The sequence below is a fragment of the Rossellomorea aquimaris genome (assembly GCF_000935355.1).
GTDB classification, from domain to species: domain Bacteria; phylum Bacillota; class Bacilli; order Bacillales; family Bacillaceae_B; genus Rossellomorea; species Rossellomorea aquimaris_B.
The window spans coordinates 1-15,358 of the sequence record NZ_JXZC01000002.1 but is presented as its reverse complement, the minus strand read 5'-3'; the positions used below and the strand labels follow the sequence as shown (position 1 = coordinate 15,358).

General features: G+C 41.6%; 14 protein-coding genes. 12 read left to right on the top strand and 2 right to left on the bottom strand.

What is annotated here, in order from left to right:
- Positions 1–8 precede the first annotated feature (8 nt).
- The 10 genes from TV75_RS07225 (at position 9) to TV75_RS07180 (ending at position 12,595) form a co-directional block, all read left to right on the top strand.
- The gene (locus TV75_RS07225; RefSeq protein WP_044338077.1) at positions 9–968 is read left to right on the top strand and encodes an aminoimidazole riboside kinase; all 960 of its coding nucleotides are present in this window, start codon (positions 9–11) and stop codon (positions 966–968) included.
- The gene (locus tag TV75_RS07220) at positions 965–2,422 is read left to right on the top strand and encodes a glycoside hydrolase family 32 protein (RefSeq protein WP_044338076.1); all 1,458 of its coding nucleotides are present in this window, start codon (positions 965–967) and stop codon (positions 2,420–2,422) included. The genes TV75_RS07225 and TV75_RS07220 overlap by 4 nt, the downstream gene beginning before the upstream one ends.
- Positions 2,423–2,517: 95 nt before the next feature.
- Positions 2,518–3,339 carry a Cof-type HAD-IIB family hydrolase gene (locus TV75_RS07215; protein WP_044338075.1) on the top strand — a complete coding sequence of 274 codons (822 nt, stop codon included), beginning with the start codon at positions 2,518–2,520 and terminating at the stop codon, positions 3,337–3,339.
- A gap of 154 nt (positions 3,340–3,493) precedes the next feature.
- Positions 3,494–4,363: an ABC transporter permease subunit gene (locus TV75_RS07210; protein WP_253275504.1), complete on the top strand. Its 870-nt coding sequence runs from the start codon at positions 3,494–3,496 to the stop codon at positions 4,361–4,363.
- A 1-nt stretch (position 4,364) separates the two neighbouring features.
- Positions 4,365–5,372, top strand: coding sequence for an ABC transporter permease subunit (locus TV75_RS07205; protein ID WP_044338073.1), 1,008 nt, complete (start codon positions 4,365–4,367; stop codon positions 5,370–5,372).
- Positions 5,373–5,792: 420 nt separating this feature from the next.
- On the top strand, positions 5,793–7,772 hold the full coding sequence (locus TV75_RS07200; protein WP_044338072.1) for an LTA synthase family protein: 1,980 nt from the start codon (positions 5,793–5,795) through the stop codon (positions 7,770–7,772).
- Positions 7,773–8,203: 431 nt separating this feature from the next.
- Positions 8,204–8,956, top strand: coding sequence for a DeoR/GlpR family DNA-binding transcription regulator (locus TV75_RS07195; RefSeq protein ID WP_044338071.1), 753 nt, complete (start codon positions 8,204–8,206; stop codon positions 8,954–8,956).
- Positions 8,953–9,864 (top strand): 1-phosphofructokinase, encoded by a 912-nt coding sequence (pfkB, locus tag TV75_RS07190; protein ID WP_044338070.1) that lies wholly within the window; start codon positions 8,953–8,955, stop codon positions 9,862–9,864. Before TV75_RS07195 ends, pfkB begins: the two co-directional genes overlap by 4 nt.
- 12 nt (positions 9,865–9,876) lie before the next feature.
- On the top strand, positions 9,877–11,757 hold the full coding sequence (locus TV75_RS07185; protein ID WP_044338069.1) for a PTS fructose transporter subunit IIABC: 1,881 nt from the start codon (positions 9,877–9,879) through the stop codon (positions 11,755–11,757).
- A 112-nt stretch (positions 11,758–11,869) separates the two neighbouring features.
- Complete coding sequence (locus tag TV75_RS07180; RefSeq protein WP_044338468.1) at positions 11,870–12,595, top strand: MgtC/SapB family protein; 726 nt, start codon at positions 11,870–11,872, stop codon at positions 12,593–12,595.
- 42 nt (positions 12,596–12,637) lie between these two features.
- Here TV75_RS07180 and TV75_RS07175 read toward each other — a convergent pair whose 3' ends face one another.
- Positions 12,638–13,330, bottom strand: a complete 693-nt coding sequence (locus TV75_RS07175) for an MgtC/SapB family protein (RefSeq protein ID WP_044338068.1) — start codon at positions 13,328–13,330, stop codon at positions 12,638–12,640.
- A 99-nt stretch (positions 13,331–13,429) separates the two neighbouring features.
- Here TV75_RS07175 and TV75_RS07170 point away from each other — a divergent pair, with 99 nt between their 5' ends.
- The gene (locus tag TV75_RS07170; RefSeq protein ID WP_044338067.1) at positions 13,430–14,359 is read left to right on the top strand and encodes a DMT family transporter; all 930 of its coding nucleotides are present in this window, start codon (positions 13,430–13,432) and stop codon (positions 14,357–14,359) included.
- Complete coding sequence (locus TV75_RS07165) at positions 14,340–14,840, top strand: GNAT family N-acetyltransferase (RefSeq protein WP_044338066.1); 501 nt, start codon at positions 14,340–14,342, stop codon at positions 14,838–14,840. Before TV75_RS07170 ends, TV75_RS07165 begins: the two co-directional genes overlap by 20 nt.
- A 58-nt stretch (positions 14,841–14,898) precedes the next feature.
- Here the strand turns inward: TV75_RS07165 and TV75_RS07160 are convergent, their stop codons facing one another.
- Entirely contained in the window at positions 14,899–15,078 is a 180-nt protein-coding gene (locus TV75_RS07160) for a hypothetical protein (protein WP_044338065.1), read from the bottom strand.
- Positions 15,079–15,358: the final 280 nt, after the last annotated feature.

Genomic DNA, 15,358 nt, shown 5'->3' with positions numbered 1-15,358 from the left:
AACTCAATATGAAACAGGGGATTATCTCACTGGGTGAAGCACTGATAGACTTCATCCCTTTAGATGAACAAAATACTACCTATCAAAAAAGTCCAGGAGGAGCTCCTGCCAATGTGGCTGTTGGACTGGCCAGATTAGGCGCGAGGTCTACCTTTTTAGGGAAGGTGGGAGAGGATGTATTAGGCAGATTCCTTCAGGATACCCTTAAAGATTATGGTGTAAGAATAAATCAAATGCTATTGACTCCTGATGTCCGCACCGGTGTGGTATTTGTAACCAACGGAGAAGACGGAGAGCGCAGCTTTGACTTTTATATCGATCCGAGCGCCGACCGATTCCTCCAAATGGATGATATTGATGAAGAGGATTTCGTTTCCCATAAAATCCTTCACTTTGGTTCCATCTCCATGATCAGCTCTCCGGCGAAGGAAGCGACGCTTCATGCTGTGAAAGTAGCGAAAGAGAATGGTTTATTGGTTTCCTATGATCCCAATTTACGATTAGGGTTATGGAATTCTGAGGAAAATGCCCGGGAAACGATAAAGAGCATGCTTTCTGAAGCGGATGTTTTGAAAATCTCTGAGGAAGAACTTGAATTTATCACTGGTGAAAAAGAGATTGAAGCAGGGGTAGCGAAACTGAAATCATACTCTATTCCTTTCTTGATTATCACGATGGGGTCAGAAGGAAGCTATGTGTACGTTGGCGATGCTCGTCAGTATGTACCTGCCATGAAGGTGAAAGCAGTGGACACAACGGGGGCCGGGGATGCGTTCGTTTCCGGGATCCTTCATTCCATCCATGAATACAAAGGAAATATTCAATCCTTATCAATCGAGGAAGCAGCCCGCATGGCCCGATTTGCAGCCGTATCCGGTGCACTTGCTGCCTCAACTAAAGGAGCTATGACGGCTCTCCCTTCCCTGGAAGAAGTAAACCTTCATTTGAACAGGGGGAATGAGCGATGACGAGAGATGAACAACTGCGAAAAGAAGCCTATGAAGAAATCGATAAGCATAAGGGTATTGTTGATCAGGATCCATACCGTCTTCATTATCACCTAATGCCACCTGTTGGGCTGTTGAACGACCCGAACGGATTTATCCAATTCAAAGGGGTCTATCATTTATATTACCAGTGGATGCCTTTTAAAACAGGTCATGGTGCGAAGTTTTGGGGGCATTATTCGTCAAGGGACCTAGTGAACTGGACGCATGAAGACATCGCCCTCACGCCTGCAGAATGGTATGAGAAAAACGGCTGTTATTCCGGAAGTGCCATCGAGCATGACGGAAAAATCTATGCATACTATACTGGGAATGTGAAGGACGAGGAAGGCAATCGGGAATCCTATCAGTGCTTGGCTCTTTCTGAAGACAGCCTTCACTTTGACAAAAAAGGTCCCGTCGTTCACTTACCGGAAGGATTTACCGCTCATTTCCGCGATCCAAAGGTATGGAAACAGGATGGAGCGTTTTTCATGGTAGTCGGTGCACAGACGACAGAGTTAAAAGGCGCAGTCGCTTTGATGCGATCAGAAGATCTAATGGATTGGGAGTATCAGGGAGTCCTTGCAGGTGGAGGCGTGGGAAAGCTTGCTGACTTCGGTTATATGTTTGAATGTCCTGACCTATTTAAGCTGGGAGATCAAGACATCCTTGTTTTCTCTCCCCAAGGAATTGAAGCTTCTGGAATGAAGTATCAGAATGTGTATCAGGCAGGCTATGTCGCCGGACAATTTGATTCAGCTACAGGAACGTTTGAACATGGAGCCTTCGAAGAATTGGACCGGGGATTCGATTTCTATGCACCGCAAACGACAGTCGACGATAAGGGCCGCCGTATCCTTTTTGCATGGATGAGTGTACCGGATCAAAATGAACAGGATCATCCCACCATTGAACATAAATGGCTTCATACGATGACCCTGCCACGTGAGCTGAAGCTTGTGAACGGTAAGGTGAGACAGGTTCCTCTTGAAGAATTGAGGGATTTAAGGGCCGGAGAAGCGATAGAACACAAGGTTGAATTGGATAAAGAAAGCCGCGTGCTCAATGGTGTAAACGGAAAAGCGTTTGAATTGGAGATCGAGGATTTGTCCTTATCTGAAGGGTGGTTTGATCTTTCCATTGGAGACGGAGGCAGACTCGTTTATTCTATCGGGGAACAGATGGTGACTCTTGAGCGCAAAAGCTATGTAAATGGAGTGGTAGAGAAGCGGCAATGTAAAGTGGAGAAATTGAATTCACTAAGAGTGTACGTCGACACTTCTTCCATTGAAGTATTTATAAATGAAGGAGAAGAAACCTTTACATCCCGATTCTATCCATCACCAAACAACGATACAGTGGGATTCGGAGCTTCAAATCAGGCTAGTTTTACCATTAGAAAATGGGACCTGGACCATGTAAACTTGAAATAGACTGCCGATTCGGCGGTCTATTTTCTTTTTCTAAATAAAAGATAGATGTTATAGTAAGATAATATAAATCGGATTTCCTGAAAGGATTTTTCATGATGACTTATAAAATGATTGTACTTGATTTAGATGATACATTATTACGAGATGACCAAACGATTTCAGAGCGTACAAAAGATGCATTACTTCAAGCACAGGAAGCAGGAGTGAAAGTTGTTCTCGCATCCGGCCGCCCAACGTTTGGAATGAGATGGGTTGCAAAAGAACTGAAGCTGGACCAATACGGAAGCTATATTCTTTCTTTCAATGGATCGAAAATAATAGATTGCAAGACAAACGAAGAGAAATACAGTCGAACACTATCAGCTGAAACGGCTCATCGCTTATATGATTTGAGTAAACGGGAAGACGTTGGGATTCTGACGTATGCTGAAGATGCGATTATTGTAGAAGAAACGAGTGAATATGCTTCTATTGAAAGTGAACTGACAGGGCTTCCTGTAAAGGTCGTGCCGAACTTTAAAGAAACGATTAAGGAGCCTGTTGTGAAGGCACTTATGTTAAAAGAAGCCGATCGATTGGTGGAAGTCGAGAAAAAACTTCAAACCGAACTGGAAGGTGAACTGAGTGTGATGCGCTCCAAACCGTTCTTTCTGGAGTTTACACAGCTTGGCGTGACTAAAGGCGCAAGCCTCGATTATCTGATCAAGCCGATGGGCATTAAGGCAAAAGAGGTCATTGCCATCGGAGATAGCTATAACGACCTTGCCATGATCGAATTTGCCGGGCTGGGTGTCGCCATGGGCAACGCTCCTCAAGATATAAAAGAAAAAGCGGACTACGTTGCAGCCTCTAATATGGAGGACGGAGTAGCGGAAGTTGTTGAAAAATTTGTGTTAAATGAACTTTCGAGAGTATAAAGGAGAGGAATGACCGAAGTCCTTTTAGGGGATTTCGGTCATTTTTTTGAGAAGTGTAGGCCATGCGAAAAAAACAGGAAAATAATGTATAATAATCACCATCCTATGATACTATTAAAACTAATCAATCTTACAGGAGGACAATCCATTGAGAGTGATCGGTGGTATTTTACTCAAATTCTTCTTATCAATCATAGGCATTATTTTTATAGGCGGACTGCCCGTGCTCCTTTCAGGATTAGGTCATCGTGAATTGAGGTTACAGGAATATTTGCAATCCGTTAAAGAAATCGTTTATGCCTTGTTTCATCCGGGGGATTTAACCTATATCATTATCGGGGGGCAGCAGGAACGCGATTTATTTCCTTATATATGGGACCCGATCACCTATTCGTTACTCGTTTTGCTTTCTGCTTTTCTTCTGGCAGGCTTCTTAAGTATTCTCCTCACGATCCTCACCATGTTGTTTTCTCAAAAAAACAGAGACCGAATCAAGTTCACCTTTTATTTGTTCGAATCGATGCCGGATGTTCTGGTTATTTTGCTTTCGCAGTTATTAGTACTCTCCCTGTATAAGCAAACTGGCATCCTGTTTTTTGAAATTGCATCAGTCGCCACTGAACGCGCATTTCTACTTCCTGTGCTTGTATTGGCGATTTTACCTACAGTTCAGCTGTTCAGGATTTCAATTCTTTCATTTGAAATTGAAGAAAGAAAAGACTATGTGACCCTGGCTCGATCCATTGGACTGGGGAAACTGGTGATATTGACGTTTCATATTTTAAGAAACGCTGTCATTTCCGTGTTCTTTCAATCAAAGAAGACCGTTTGGTTTATGCTCTCCAATTTATTTGTGTTGGAGCTCCTATTTAATATAACGGGGATAACTCGTTTCTTAATGTCGACGCTGCAGCCGAAAATGTTTACAATAGCCATTCTTTCTATTTTCATTCCTCTGTTTGTCTTTTACACGTTGGGAGAAATGGTCCTTTCTAAAAAAGCCAATAAGGGGGAGGAAATATAATATGAAGAAAAATGTTTGGAAGAACCCGCTCTTTCTTATTGGATTTACATTTATCGCCTTCATGCTTGCCTCCAGTTTTGTTTATTCATTTATGTGGGGAAATGAAGTGCGGACATTGTATTTTATTACTGTTGATGGTGTTGTAGTGGAATCTTCTCCGATTTCACCAAAATGGTCTTTCCCATTTGGAACGGACCCCCTGGGGCTTGACATGCTCGGGAAAATCATTATTGGTGCCAAGTATACGATTCTAACGGCATTAGTGATCGCCTCTTTACGTGTGTTTTTAGCAATCCCACTCGGGTTGGTCCTAGGGACATTTCTTGTGAAGTATAAGAAATACATTAATGGCTGGATTGATTCCTTCCATTACATCCCCTTGACGATCCTCGCGTATTTTTTGTTGGAACCGATTCTTTGGGAGCCGTTTGAAGGTTTTCCTAATTCGATTGTGGAACGTTTCATCATTGAGATACTGATCTTGACCTTACTTATTGTGCCCATATTGTCAGTTCTGATTGGCAATGAAGTCTCTTTGCTTTATAAACAAGAATTTATCATGAGTGCGAAAACACTGGGGGCAGGAAAGTGGCGAATCATTTTTAAACACATTTTGCCCGGGATGAAAGAGAAGCTTGTGATTTTGTTGGGTCAGCAATTCATGCAAACCCTGATCATTTTTATTCATTTAGGATTACTAACCCTGTTCCTTGGTGGTACCGATGTAGACTATCAAATGATCAAAGACCCTCCAAGATCCATCACCTATGAATGGTCGGGACTGATCGGGGACTCTTTCAGGTACCTTCAAGGAGCACCGTGGGTTCCACTGACACCGATTCTTTTCTTCTCGGCAACGATGTTATCGGTCTCGTTGATGATCGAAGGATATGTCCAAGCCACTAGCGGGCATTCCTTCTATAGGAAGAAATTCAAATCAGCTTATCGTCCATTAAATAAAGAACCAAATCAACCGCGACAGGATGAGTTTCAAAAGGTAAAAATGTAAAAAGATTTGAGCATAATAGTGAAGGAAGCAAAATGATTGATATGGTAAAAATTTCATCGATTTTTTGTGTTTGATCAAATGGATTCAGGGGAATTAGTTTACACTGAGTAAACAATCTTAAGACTCTTTTAACATTTCTAGTATATATATCCACAAGATTGGGAAAGTATGGGGCGTTCACGAATCGTTCAAAATGGACAAAGCATTGACAGCTCAAGCTTTCCTATCTCATTTGTTACGGAATGTCGAATTTTCATGAAATATTTTTGTTACGATTCACAACAAAATGTTATACACATGAAATTATTTTTTGTTATAATACTCGTTGTTGATTCAAATGGATTTACATTTGCTAAACAAATTCTTAATAAACTTTTTCATACATGTTTTAAATAAATACTAATAAAAAGGTGATGAAGCATGAACTTCTTAAAAAGACAGTTTGATGATATGCGTACTGGGAAGTTATCGTTCTTCTTTACAGTCGTTATACTATTTTGGATTAAGACTTATGCCGTATATTTAGCTGAATTTAACCTGGGAATACAAAATGCGCTTCAGCATTTTCTTTTATTTTTTAACCCATTAAGTTCTGCCCTATTATTCTTTGCTTTCGCATTATTCTGGAAAGGCAAAGGGAGATATATTGCGTTTATCGTTATTAATTTGTTAATGTCCTTCGTTCTATACGCGAACGTCGTGTACTACCGATTCTTTAATGACTTTATTACAGTACCTGTTATTTTACAGGCAAAAACGAATAACGGTCTTGGTGGCAGTGCACTTGAATTAATCAGTCCATTAGATATTCTGTATTTCCTGGATTTATTCATTATCATTGGATTGATGGCTCTTAAGAAAGTGAAACCTCAGGAAAAATTGCGTTTCCGTTCAGTATTCGCGGTCATGACATCTGCAGTCCTTGTGTTCTTATTGAACTTAGGGTTAGCAAACATTGATCGTCCTGAATTATTGACTCGCAGTTTTGACCGTAACTATCTGGTGAAGTATCTTGGAACTCACAACTTTACGATCTATGATATTGTTCAAAACTCCAAAACGTCTGCTAAACGTGCTTTGGCTGACAGTAATGAAGTTTCAGAAGTTGAAAATTATGTAAAAGCAAATAAAGTCGACCCGAATCCTGAATACTTTGGTAAAGCAAAAGGGAAAAACGTTATCTACATCTCCATGGAATCCCTGCAAACATTTATGATTGGCAGAGAGTTAAATGGAGAGGAAGTCACACCATTCTTGAACTCTTTAGTGGATAGTAAAGAAGCGATGTACTTTGATAACTTTTTCCATCAAACAGGTCAGGGGAAAACATCTGATTCTGAGTTCATTATTGAAAACTCATTATTCCCGCTTCCTCAAGGTGCTGTATTCATGACACATGCGAACAACACGTATCAATCAGCTCCTTCGATTCTAAAGGGAGAAGGATATACTTCAGCGGTATTCCACGGTAACTACAAAACATTCTGGAACCGCTCTGAGATGTATCGTTCAATGGGATATGACGAGTTCTTCGATGCAACGTATTATGATATGAGCAAGCCTGAGGAACAGCTTCCATATGGATTGAAAGATAAGCCGTTCTTTGAAGAATCAATTCCTATGCTGGAAAGCTTAAAACAGCCGTTTTACACGAAGTTCATTACGTTATCAAATCACTTCCCGTTTGACCGCCATGAGGAAGATGCTAATTTTCCTCAGGGTGAAACAGGTAACGGTGTGGTCGATCGATATTTCCAAACGTCCCATTACATGGACCAAGTATTGGAAGACTTTGTGAATGATTTAAAAGAAAAAGGTTTATATGAAGATACAATGATCGTTCTTTATGGTGATCACTATGGTATTTCTGATAACCATAATAAAGCGATGTCCGACGTATTGGGCAAAGAAGTGGGTAACTTTGAAAGTGCTCAGCTGCAACGTGTACCATTATTGATTCTTAACTCCGGTGCAGAAGGTGGAGTTAACCATACGTATGGCGGTCAGATTGATCTTCGCCCTACAATCATGCACCTGTTGGGAGTAGAGACAAAAGATTATCTAAGCTTTGGTCAGGACCTGCTTTCGGAAGAGCGCAAGCAAATCGTACCTTTCCGTAATGGAGATGTCATTACAGAAAAGTACTCTGAAATTAAAGGAGTCTGCTACGATAACGAAACAGGTCAACCTGTAGAAGAAGGAAACAAGGCATGTGAAGAAGCAAGTAAGGAAGCAAACAAACGCTTAGAGCTTTCCGATAAAGTGGTTTATGAAGATTTACTGCGCTTCTATAAACCGGAAGGATACAAACCGATAGATCGTTCAGATTATCAGTATAATAATCCAAATCCAAAAAGCTCAGAAGATCCTGAAGCTTCACATGAAGAAAATCACGAATAAAATAAGTAAATCTAAGCAAGCTCCATCCACCGAATTTTGTGGGATGGAGCTTGTTTTTTGTTGTATGGGTCTTTGGATTCTCCTTGGGAATTTGGTTTGCCTGTTGAATAATCGTTAGAATTCAACAGGCAAAATTGGGCCTGAAGTTGCCAGGCGAATTTCGGACTGAATTTAACAGGTAAATAACCGTTGAAATATAACAGGCAAATATCGGGGTGAATGTAACTGGTAAATAATTGTTGGAATTCAACAGTTGAATAGCTAGTGATATTCAACAGGAGAATAAACCGGGAAACTTAACAGGTAAACCTGTGGTTGATTTTGATTGATTTATGATAGAAAATGATTATTTTTGATTAAAAATGATTGATTTATGAAACCGTTCTCATTATAATGAAAGTATCAAGAAACGGAGAAAGTAGGAGAGTGCTATGTTAACGGAGGAACGACATCGAATCATCTTAGATTTATTGAAGGAGAAAGATGCGATAAAAATACAAGAGATTGTAGATGTTACGAACGCTTCTGAGTCAACGATTCGCCGGGATTTAACACAGCTCGAGCAAGAGAAGTTTCTGAAACGTATCCACGGTGGAGCTGCAAGGCTTCAAGGGAAGTTGAAGGAACTGAGCGTTTCTGAAAAATCATCCAAAAGCTTTCATGAAAAGCAGTCAATCGGTCAATATGCTGCTTCCCTAGTAGAAGAGGGCGATTGCATCTTTTTGGACGCAGGTACGACGACCTTGAGTCTCATTGATCATCTACCGCAAATGGATATTGTGGTGGTGACGAATGGATTGACCCATGTGGATGCACTCATTCAAAAAGGATTTAAAACATACATGATCGGTGGATACGTAAAGCCGGTGACAAGAGCGATGGTCGGAAGTGGAGCGGTGGAATCCCTACGCCAGTACCGATTCGATAAAGCATTTATGGGGGCGAACGGGGTTCATGCTCAATATGGATTCACGACCCCTGATCCTGAGGAGGCCCAGGTAAAGCGCATGGCCATTGAATTATCGAGGGAAGCCATGTTCTTAACAGATGACTCCAAGTTTGGAGAGATTGCTTTCAGCAAAATTGTGGACCTTGATAAAGCCATGATTATTACCAACGCTCTTGATGACGAACATGACACGGCAATGATGAATCAAACTACGATAAAGGTTGTGACACCATGATATATACTCTAACACTGAACCCTTCTGTCGATTACATTATGGAACTGGAATCCTTCCAAAAAGGCGGTCTGAATCGAAGTGAGAAAGAAAGTGCATTCCCTGGGGGCAAAGGAATCAATGTCTCCCGTGTATTACATGTACTGAATGTAGAAAGTGTTGCTCTCGGTTTTGCAGGAGGGTTTACTGGTGAGTACATTAAACAATTTTTAAATAAAGAAAAGATAAAAACTGAATTTGTGGAAGTAGAAGAAGCTTCCCGTATTAACGTAAAGGTTAAGTCGGATGATGAAACGGAAATCAACGGTAGTGGACCGTTGATTCGCGAGGAACATATACAACAGTTACTTCAAAAGATATCTTCATTAACAGAAGAAGACATGATCGTTCTGGCGGGGAGTCTACCTGGATCAGTGCCTAAATCATTTTACCGGGAGATTGCTGCACAGTGTAAGGAACAAGGAACGAAAGTGATCATCGATGCCGAGAAGAACTTGATTCAACCGGTTCTTTCCCTGAATCCCTTCCTGATTAAACCAAATCATCATGAGCTGGGGGAGATGTTTGATGTAAAGATTGAGTCAGTAGATGAAGCGGTTCACTATGGACAGAAGTTGAAGGATTACGGAGTCGAAAACGTGATGGTTTCAATGGCGGAAAAAGGTGCCCTCTTACTGACCGGTAAAGAGGTATTGTATTCGTCCGTACCAAGTGGAGAATTACAAAGCTCGGTCGGTGCAGGAGATTCTACCGTTGCCGGATTCCTTGCGGGACTATCAAGGGGATGGAGCATTGAAGATGCCTTCCGCTTGGGAACCTCGGCTGGATCAGCCACAGCTTATTCAATCGGTCTTTGCTCATCGAAAAAAGTGAAAAGCTTATTTGAAGAAATTCAGATTACAAAAAAATAGGGGGGAACAAACATGAGAATTACTGAATTACTAACGAAAGATACGATTCAGATAAATATTACTTCTACATCAAAAACCGGAGTTATCGATGAATTGGTAACGGTATTAGATAAAAGTGGGAAGCTAGAGGACCCTGAAGAATTCAAGCAAGCGATTCTTAACCGTGAAGCACAAAGTACGACGGGTATCGGGGAAGGGATCGCCATTCCACACGCGAAAACATCGGCAGTCAAAGCACCTGCCATTGCATTCGGCAAATCTGCACAAGGTGTAGACTATGAATCTCTCGATGGGGCTCCTGCTCATTTGTTCTTCATGATTGCAGCAACAGAAGGGGCCAATCAAACTCATCTAGAAGCATTAAGCCGCCTTTCTTCTATGCTGATGGATGGAGATGTCCGTAAATCGTTACTGAATGCTACTACAAAAGAAGAAGTTTTAGAGATTATTAATGTTCATGATCAAGAGGACGAGGAAGAGGACGAGGTTCCTGCTGAAACTTCTGGTACTAACCACGGAAAGGTCCTGGCTGTAACGGCATGTCCTACAGGGATTGCTCATACGTATATGGCAGCGGATGCTTTGAAAGCCAAAGCGAAAGAAATGGGTGTGAATTTAAAAGTAGAGACGAATGGTTCCGGTGGAGCAAAGAACGTCTTAACTTCTGAAGAAATTGAAAACGCTGTAGCTATAATCGTAGCTGCCGATACGAAAGTGGAAATGAATCGTTTTAAAGGAAAGCCTGTGATTGAGGTTCCAGTGGCAGAAGCGATTAGACGTCCTGAAGAATTATTGAATCAGGCTATGAAACAAGATGCGCCTCTTTATAAAGGTGGAGAGCGATCCGGTGAGGCCGGGGCCGTTCCTGAGAAAAAACAAAAGACAGGCTTTTACAAGCATCTGATGAATGGTGTTTCCAACATGCTTCCATTCGTTGTAGGGGGAGGGATCCTGATTGCAATCTCGTTCTTATTCGGCATTCAGTCAGCGAATCCTGATTCTCCTGAATACAATGAGTTTGCAGCGATGCTAATGAAAATCGGCGGAGATAATGCCTTCTACTTAATGGTTCCTGTATTGGCGGGATTCATTGCCATGAGTATCGCGGACCGACCTGGCTTTGCCCCTGGTATGATAGGCGGATTGATCGCTGCAACTGGTCAAAGCGGTTTCTTAGGTGGAATTATTGCCGGTTTCTTAGCGGGATATGTGGTTCTTGGAATCAAGCGTTTAACAAACAACTTCCCTCCATCATTGGAAGGGATCAAACCGGTATTGATCTATCCGTTGCTGGGAATTTTCATTACTGGATTTATCATGCTTCAGTTCCTGGTCGAGCCTCTAAGTGCAGTCAACACGGGTATTCAAAACTGGTTGGATGGACTAGGCACAGGGAACCTGATTTTACTCGGACTGGTCCTTGGTGGAATGATGGCCGTCGATATGGGGGGGCCGATCAACAAAGCGGCCTTTACATTCGGGATTGCCATGATTGAAGGAGGGAACCTTTCTCCCCATGCTGCCATCATGGCCGGAGGTATGGTGCCGCCACTTGGGCTTGCACTGGCAACTACACTATTCAAGAAGAAGTTCAATGATAACGAACGAAAAGCCGGTATCGCGGCTTACTTTATGGGAGCATCCTTTATTACAGAAGGAGCGATTCCGTTTGCTGCAGCCGATCCATTCCGGGTCATCCCTTCAATAGTGACAGGTTCTGCGGTTGCAGGAGCGTTAGCGATGTTCTTTGGGATTGGTTTACCTGCCCCCCACGGTGGATTATTCGTATTCCCGGTAGTAGAGGGGAATCCGTTCTTATATCTGTTAGCAGTACTGATTGGCTCTGTTATTACGGCTGTAATGGTGGGCTTATTGAAGAAGCCTAATAAATGATTCATGAAAGAACCAGGTGGTCTCCACCTGGTTTTTTTGAATTTTGCGTTTTAAAAGCCCCATTCCAGGTAAAAAGTATAGGTAGATGATGGAGAGGGGAAAGGCTATGGAGATGATAGATTTGCTGGAGATTCCAGATGAGTTTTACACTGCTCTTATTCGTATTATGTTAGTCGTTCTGCTGAGCGGCTTGATTGGTATAGAGAGGGAATTTAAAAATCACCCCGCTGGTTTACGCACTCATATTCTCGTAGGTGTCGGTTCCTGTTTGATGATGCTTGTTTCCCTGTATGGGTTTCAACCGTTTTTAGACGAACACCCCCAATTGGTAGGGTTTGATCCAAGCCGGATTCCCTCTTATGTTATTTCCGGAATCGGCTTTCTCGGAGCAGGAACGATCATGGTTCATGGAGGCGTGACGGTTAGAGGTTTAACCACTGCCGCCAGTATTTGGGTTGTTGCAGGATTGGGACTGGTAGTAGGGATTGGCATGTACTACCTGGCCATTTTTACGACCCTGGTGATTGTGATTACATTATTATTTTTGAACAACCTGGAAAGCTTTTACAAGGAGAAGGTGAAGCATAAGAAGCTGCTGCTCCTTAGTCTGGTCGTGCAAAAGGGAAAGGGGAACCTCACGTCTATAAATGATGCCCTTCATGATCATGGAATCGAGATCACTCAGTACCAGATTGAAGAAGGAGATGAAATGGAGGGAATGGATGTCTTTAAATATTCCCTCCTTATATTAACGCCAAGTGCGCTGCAATTTAATGAAGTACTGGAAGTTGTCCAAGATTTAGAGTGTGTGAAAAAGTTCCAGCTTCACAAAAAATAAAAAAGGAACGAGGGTGTCCCCGCATCCTCATTCCTCCATACTCTATAAGCTTTCGATTTCTACATCTTTTATCCCTTGGATCTCTGAAATCGTATAGTAAATATCGACCGTCTTTTTTCTGAAGTCCACAATGATTTTCAATTCCAAAAGGTGCTGCTGGTTCTTCAAGTCTTTGATCCGAATATTTTCGATTGAGATTTCTTCAGCTTTGATTCGTTCAATAATCGATTTGATCTCTTGTTTCTCCAAAATCGTCGCTCGCAGGGACAGTTCTTTTTCCCGCAGTCGTTTCGGACCTAAATACGTAATAATGATCGGCACCACTTCAACGGATACAATCAAAAGAATCACACCTGCTGTAGCTTCCATGTAGAAGCCGGCGCCGACAGCAATTCCGATCCCGGCTGCTCCCCAAATCATAGCGGCTGTCGTTAATCCGGAAATGCTGTCATTCCCTCTTCGTAAAATGACACCTGCCCCTAAGAAACCAATCCCTGAAACAATCTGAGCCGCCAGCCGTAAAGGGTCCATCGTGATATTTACTTTATCCGAACCCTCTGAAATATAAGCAGACTCAATAGAGACAATCGTTAATAAACAGCTTACGATACATATAACGAGAGAGGTCTTTAAACCTACAGGCTTTCGCTTTAATTCTCTCTCAAGCCCTATGATTAACCCTAGTACCGCAGATACACCCAGCTTTATCATGAAGGTCGTGTCTAATAGTTCCATTTAGCTCCCCCCAGTTCCACCTGCACAGTTATAAATTCGAGTAGTAATTTACCCTGACTGATTATAAAATAAGAGCAGTGATCTATCAGGGGGTGTGTTATGTCAGAAACAAAGGTTAATCCGTATCTCTTATTAGCAATCGGGGTAATCTCCGTTTCTACATCTGCAATATTAGTGAAGGTATCAAGTGCACCAGCAGGCGTTTTAGCATTTTATCGATTGTTTTTCACAGTGCTTTTAATGTCCCCTGTATTTTTCTTAAAGTATGTGAGGGAACTGAAAGTTATTACTCTAAGAGATTGGATGTTTTCGATTTTAGCCGGGGTATTTCTGGCCTTTCATTTCATACTCTGGTTTGAATCCTTAAACTATACGTCCGTGGCAAGCTCCACGGTACTCGTCACACTGCAGCCATTATTCGCTTTTATCGGGGCATATCTTTTCTTTCAGGAAAAATTAACAGGAAAAGCCATTATTTCAGCATTCTTGGCCGTTAGTGGAAGCATCATTATAAGCTGGGGTGATTTTAGGATCAGTGGGAGTGCTCTATGGGGAGACGTTCTTGCTTTGGCGGCATGCGCTCTTGTAACAGGATATCTATTATTCGGGGAGACGATTAGGAAGCGGCTTTCCCTCATTACATATACGTACTTGGTATATGCCATAAGCTCAGTCGTTCTATTTTTATATGCACTTATACGGTCGGAAAGCCTGGGCCCTTATCCGAAAGAGGATTGGATTTACTTCCTATTGCTTGCTATTATCCCCACCCTGTTAGGCCATTCATTATTCAATTGGTCTCTAAAATGGTTAAGCACCTCGACCATCTCAATGGCAATTCTCTTTGAACCTATCGGCGCATCTATCCTTGCTTATTGGCTCTTAGCCGAAAAAGTGATGATCACTCAAGTGATTGGAGGTTTTGTCATTATGATCGGCATTACCTACTTCTTAATAGAAGAAAGGAAATTAAAAAGGGTGATCCAACAAGTCAACGAGGTGAAAAAGAATGAAGGACTTCCGCTTTAGAAAGGCAGACCTAAAAGACGCTCCAGGATTAGCGCATGTCCATGTCCATAGCTGGAGAACAACGTACGAAGGAATCGTTTCGGGAGAATACCTCCAGTCTTTATCAATAGAAGAAAGAGAACAAAAGTGGGTACAAATCCTTTCCGGATCTCATCATACCTATGTATGTGAACAAGACAATGGAGAAATCGTCGGCTTTGTTTCATTTGGGAAGGAGCGTTCAGGAGAGTACGAAGGGGAATTGTATGCCATTTATCTTCTAGAAGAATATCAAGGTAAAGGCATAGGGAAGGAGCTCTTCGGAATTGCCGCCATAGGTCTTAAAAAACAAGGATACAACTCCATGTGGATCTGGGTGTTGAAAGATAACCCGTCGAAACATTTCTATTATACGTATAAACCTGAACTTATAAAGGAAGAGGTGTTAACTCTTGGTGGTGAGTCGCACCAGGAAGAAGGCTTGCTGCTGAAGTTGCATTAAAAAGGAGTAAAGGAGCGTTCACTTCGCTCCTTTACTCCTTTAGTGAAGATATTTTCACTTAAGAAAATACGTATGTAAAACCAGAAAACACAAACGCCATGACGACTGAAAAGATGAAGGTCATTCCTTTTACAGGTGTAGTACTTTCGCTTATCTTAAGAGCTTGTACATACGAATACGCAAACAGATATACAGCCATGATGAATGATAGAGATAATGCGACGTTTGAAAGCATCATTTTTAAATCTCCTTTCAGGAATGCGTAGTAATAATATATATGGAGGTTTATTGTTAAACAGAACAACAGAATGATTGATTAGGTTTTTAAAGTTTTCTTTAAAAATATATTGCAATAGCATTAACAGCATGTTATATTAATAAACGTCGCTGATACAGCAAACAACATTTTAGAAAAGTAAATGTAAAAAGTTGTTGACGCGAGAACGAAAGATATGTTATATTTATAAAGTCGCTTCAGAACGAAGTGGACAAGCCTTGAACCTTGAAAACTGAACAAA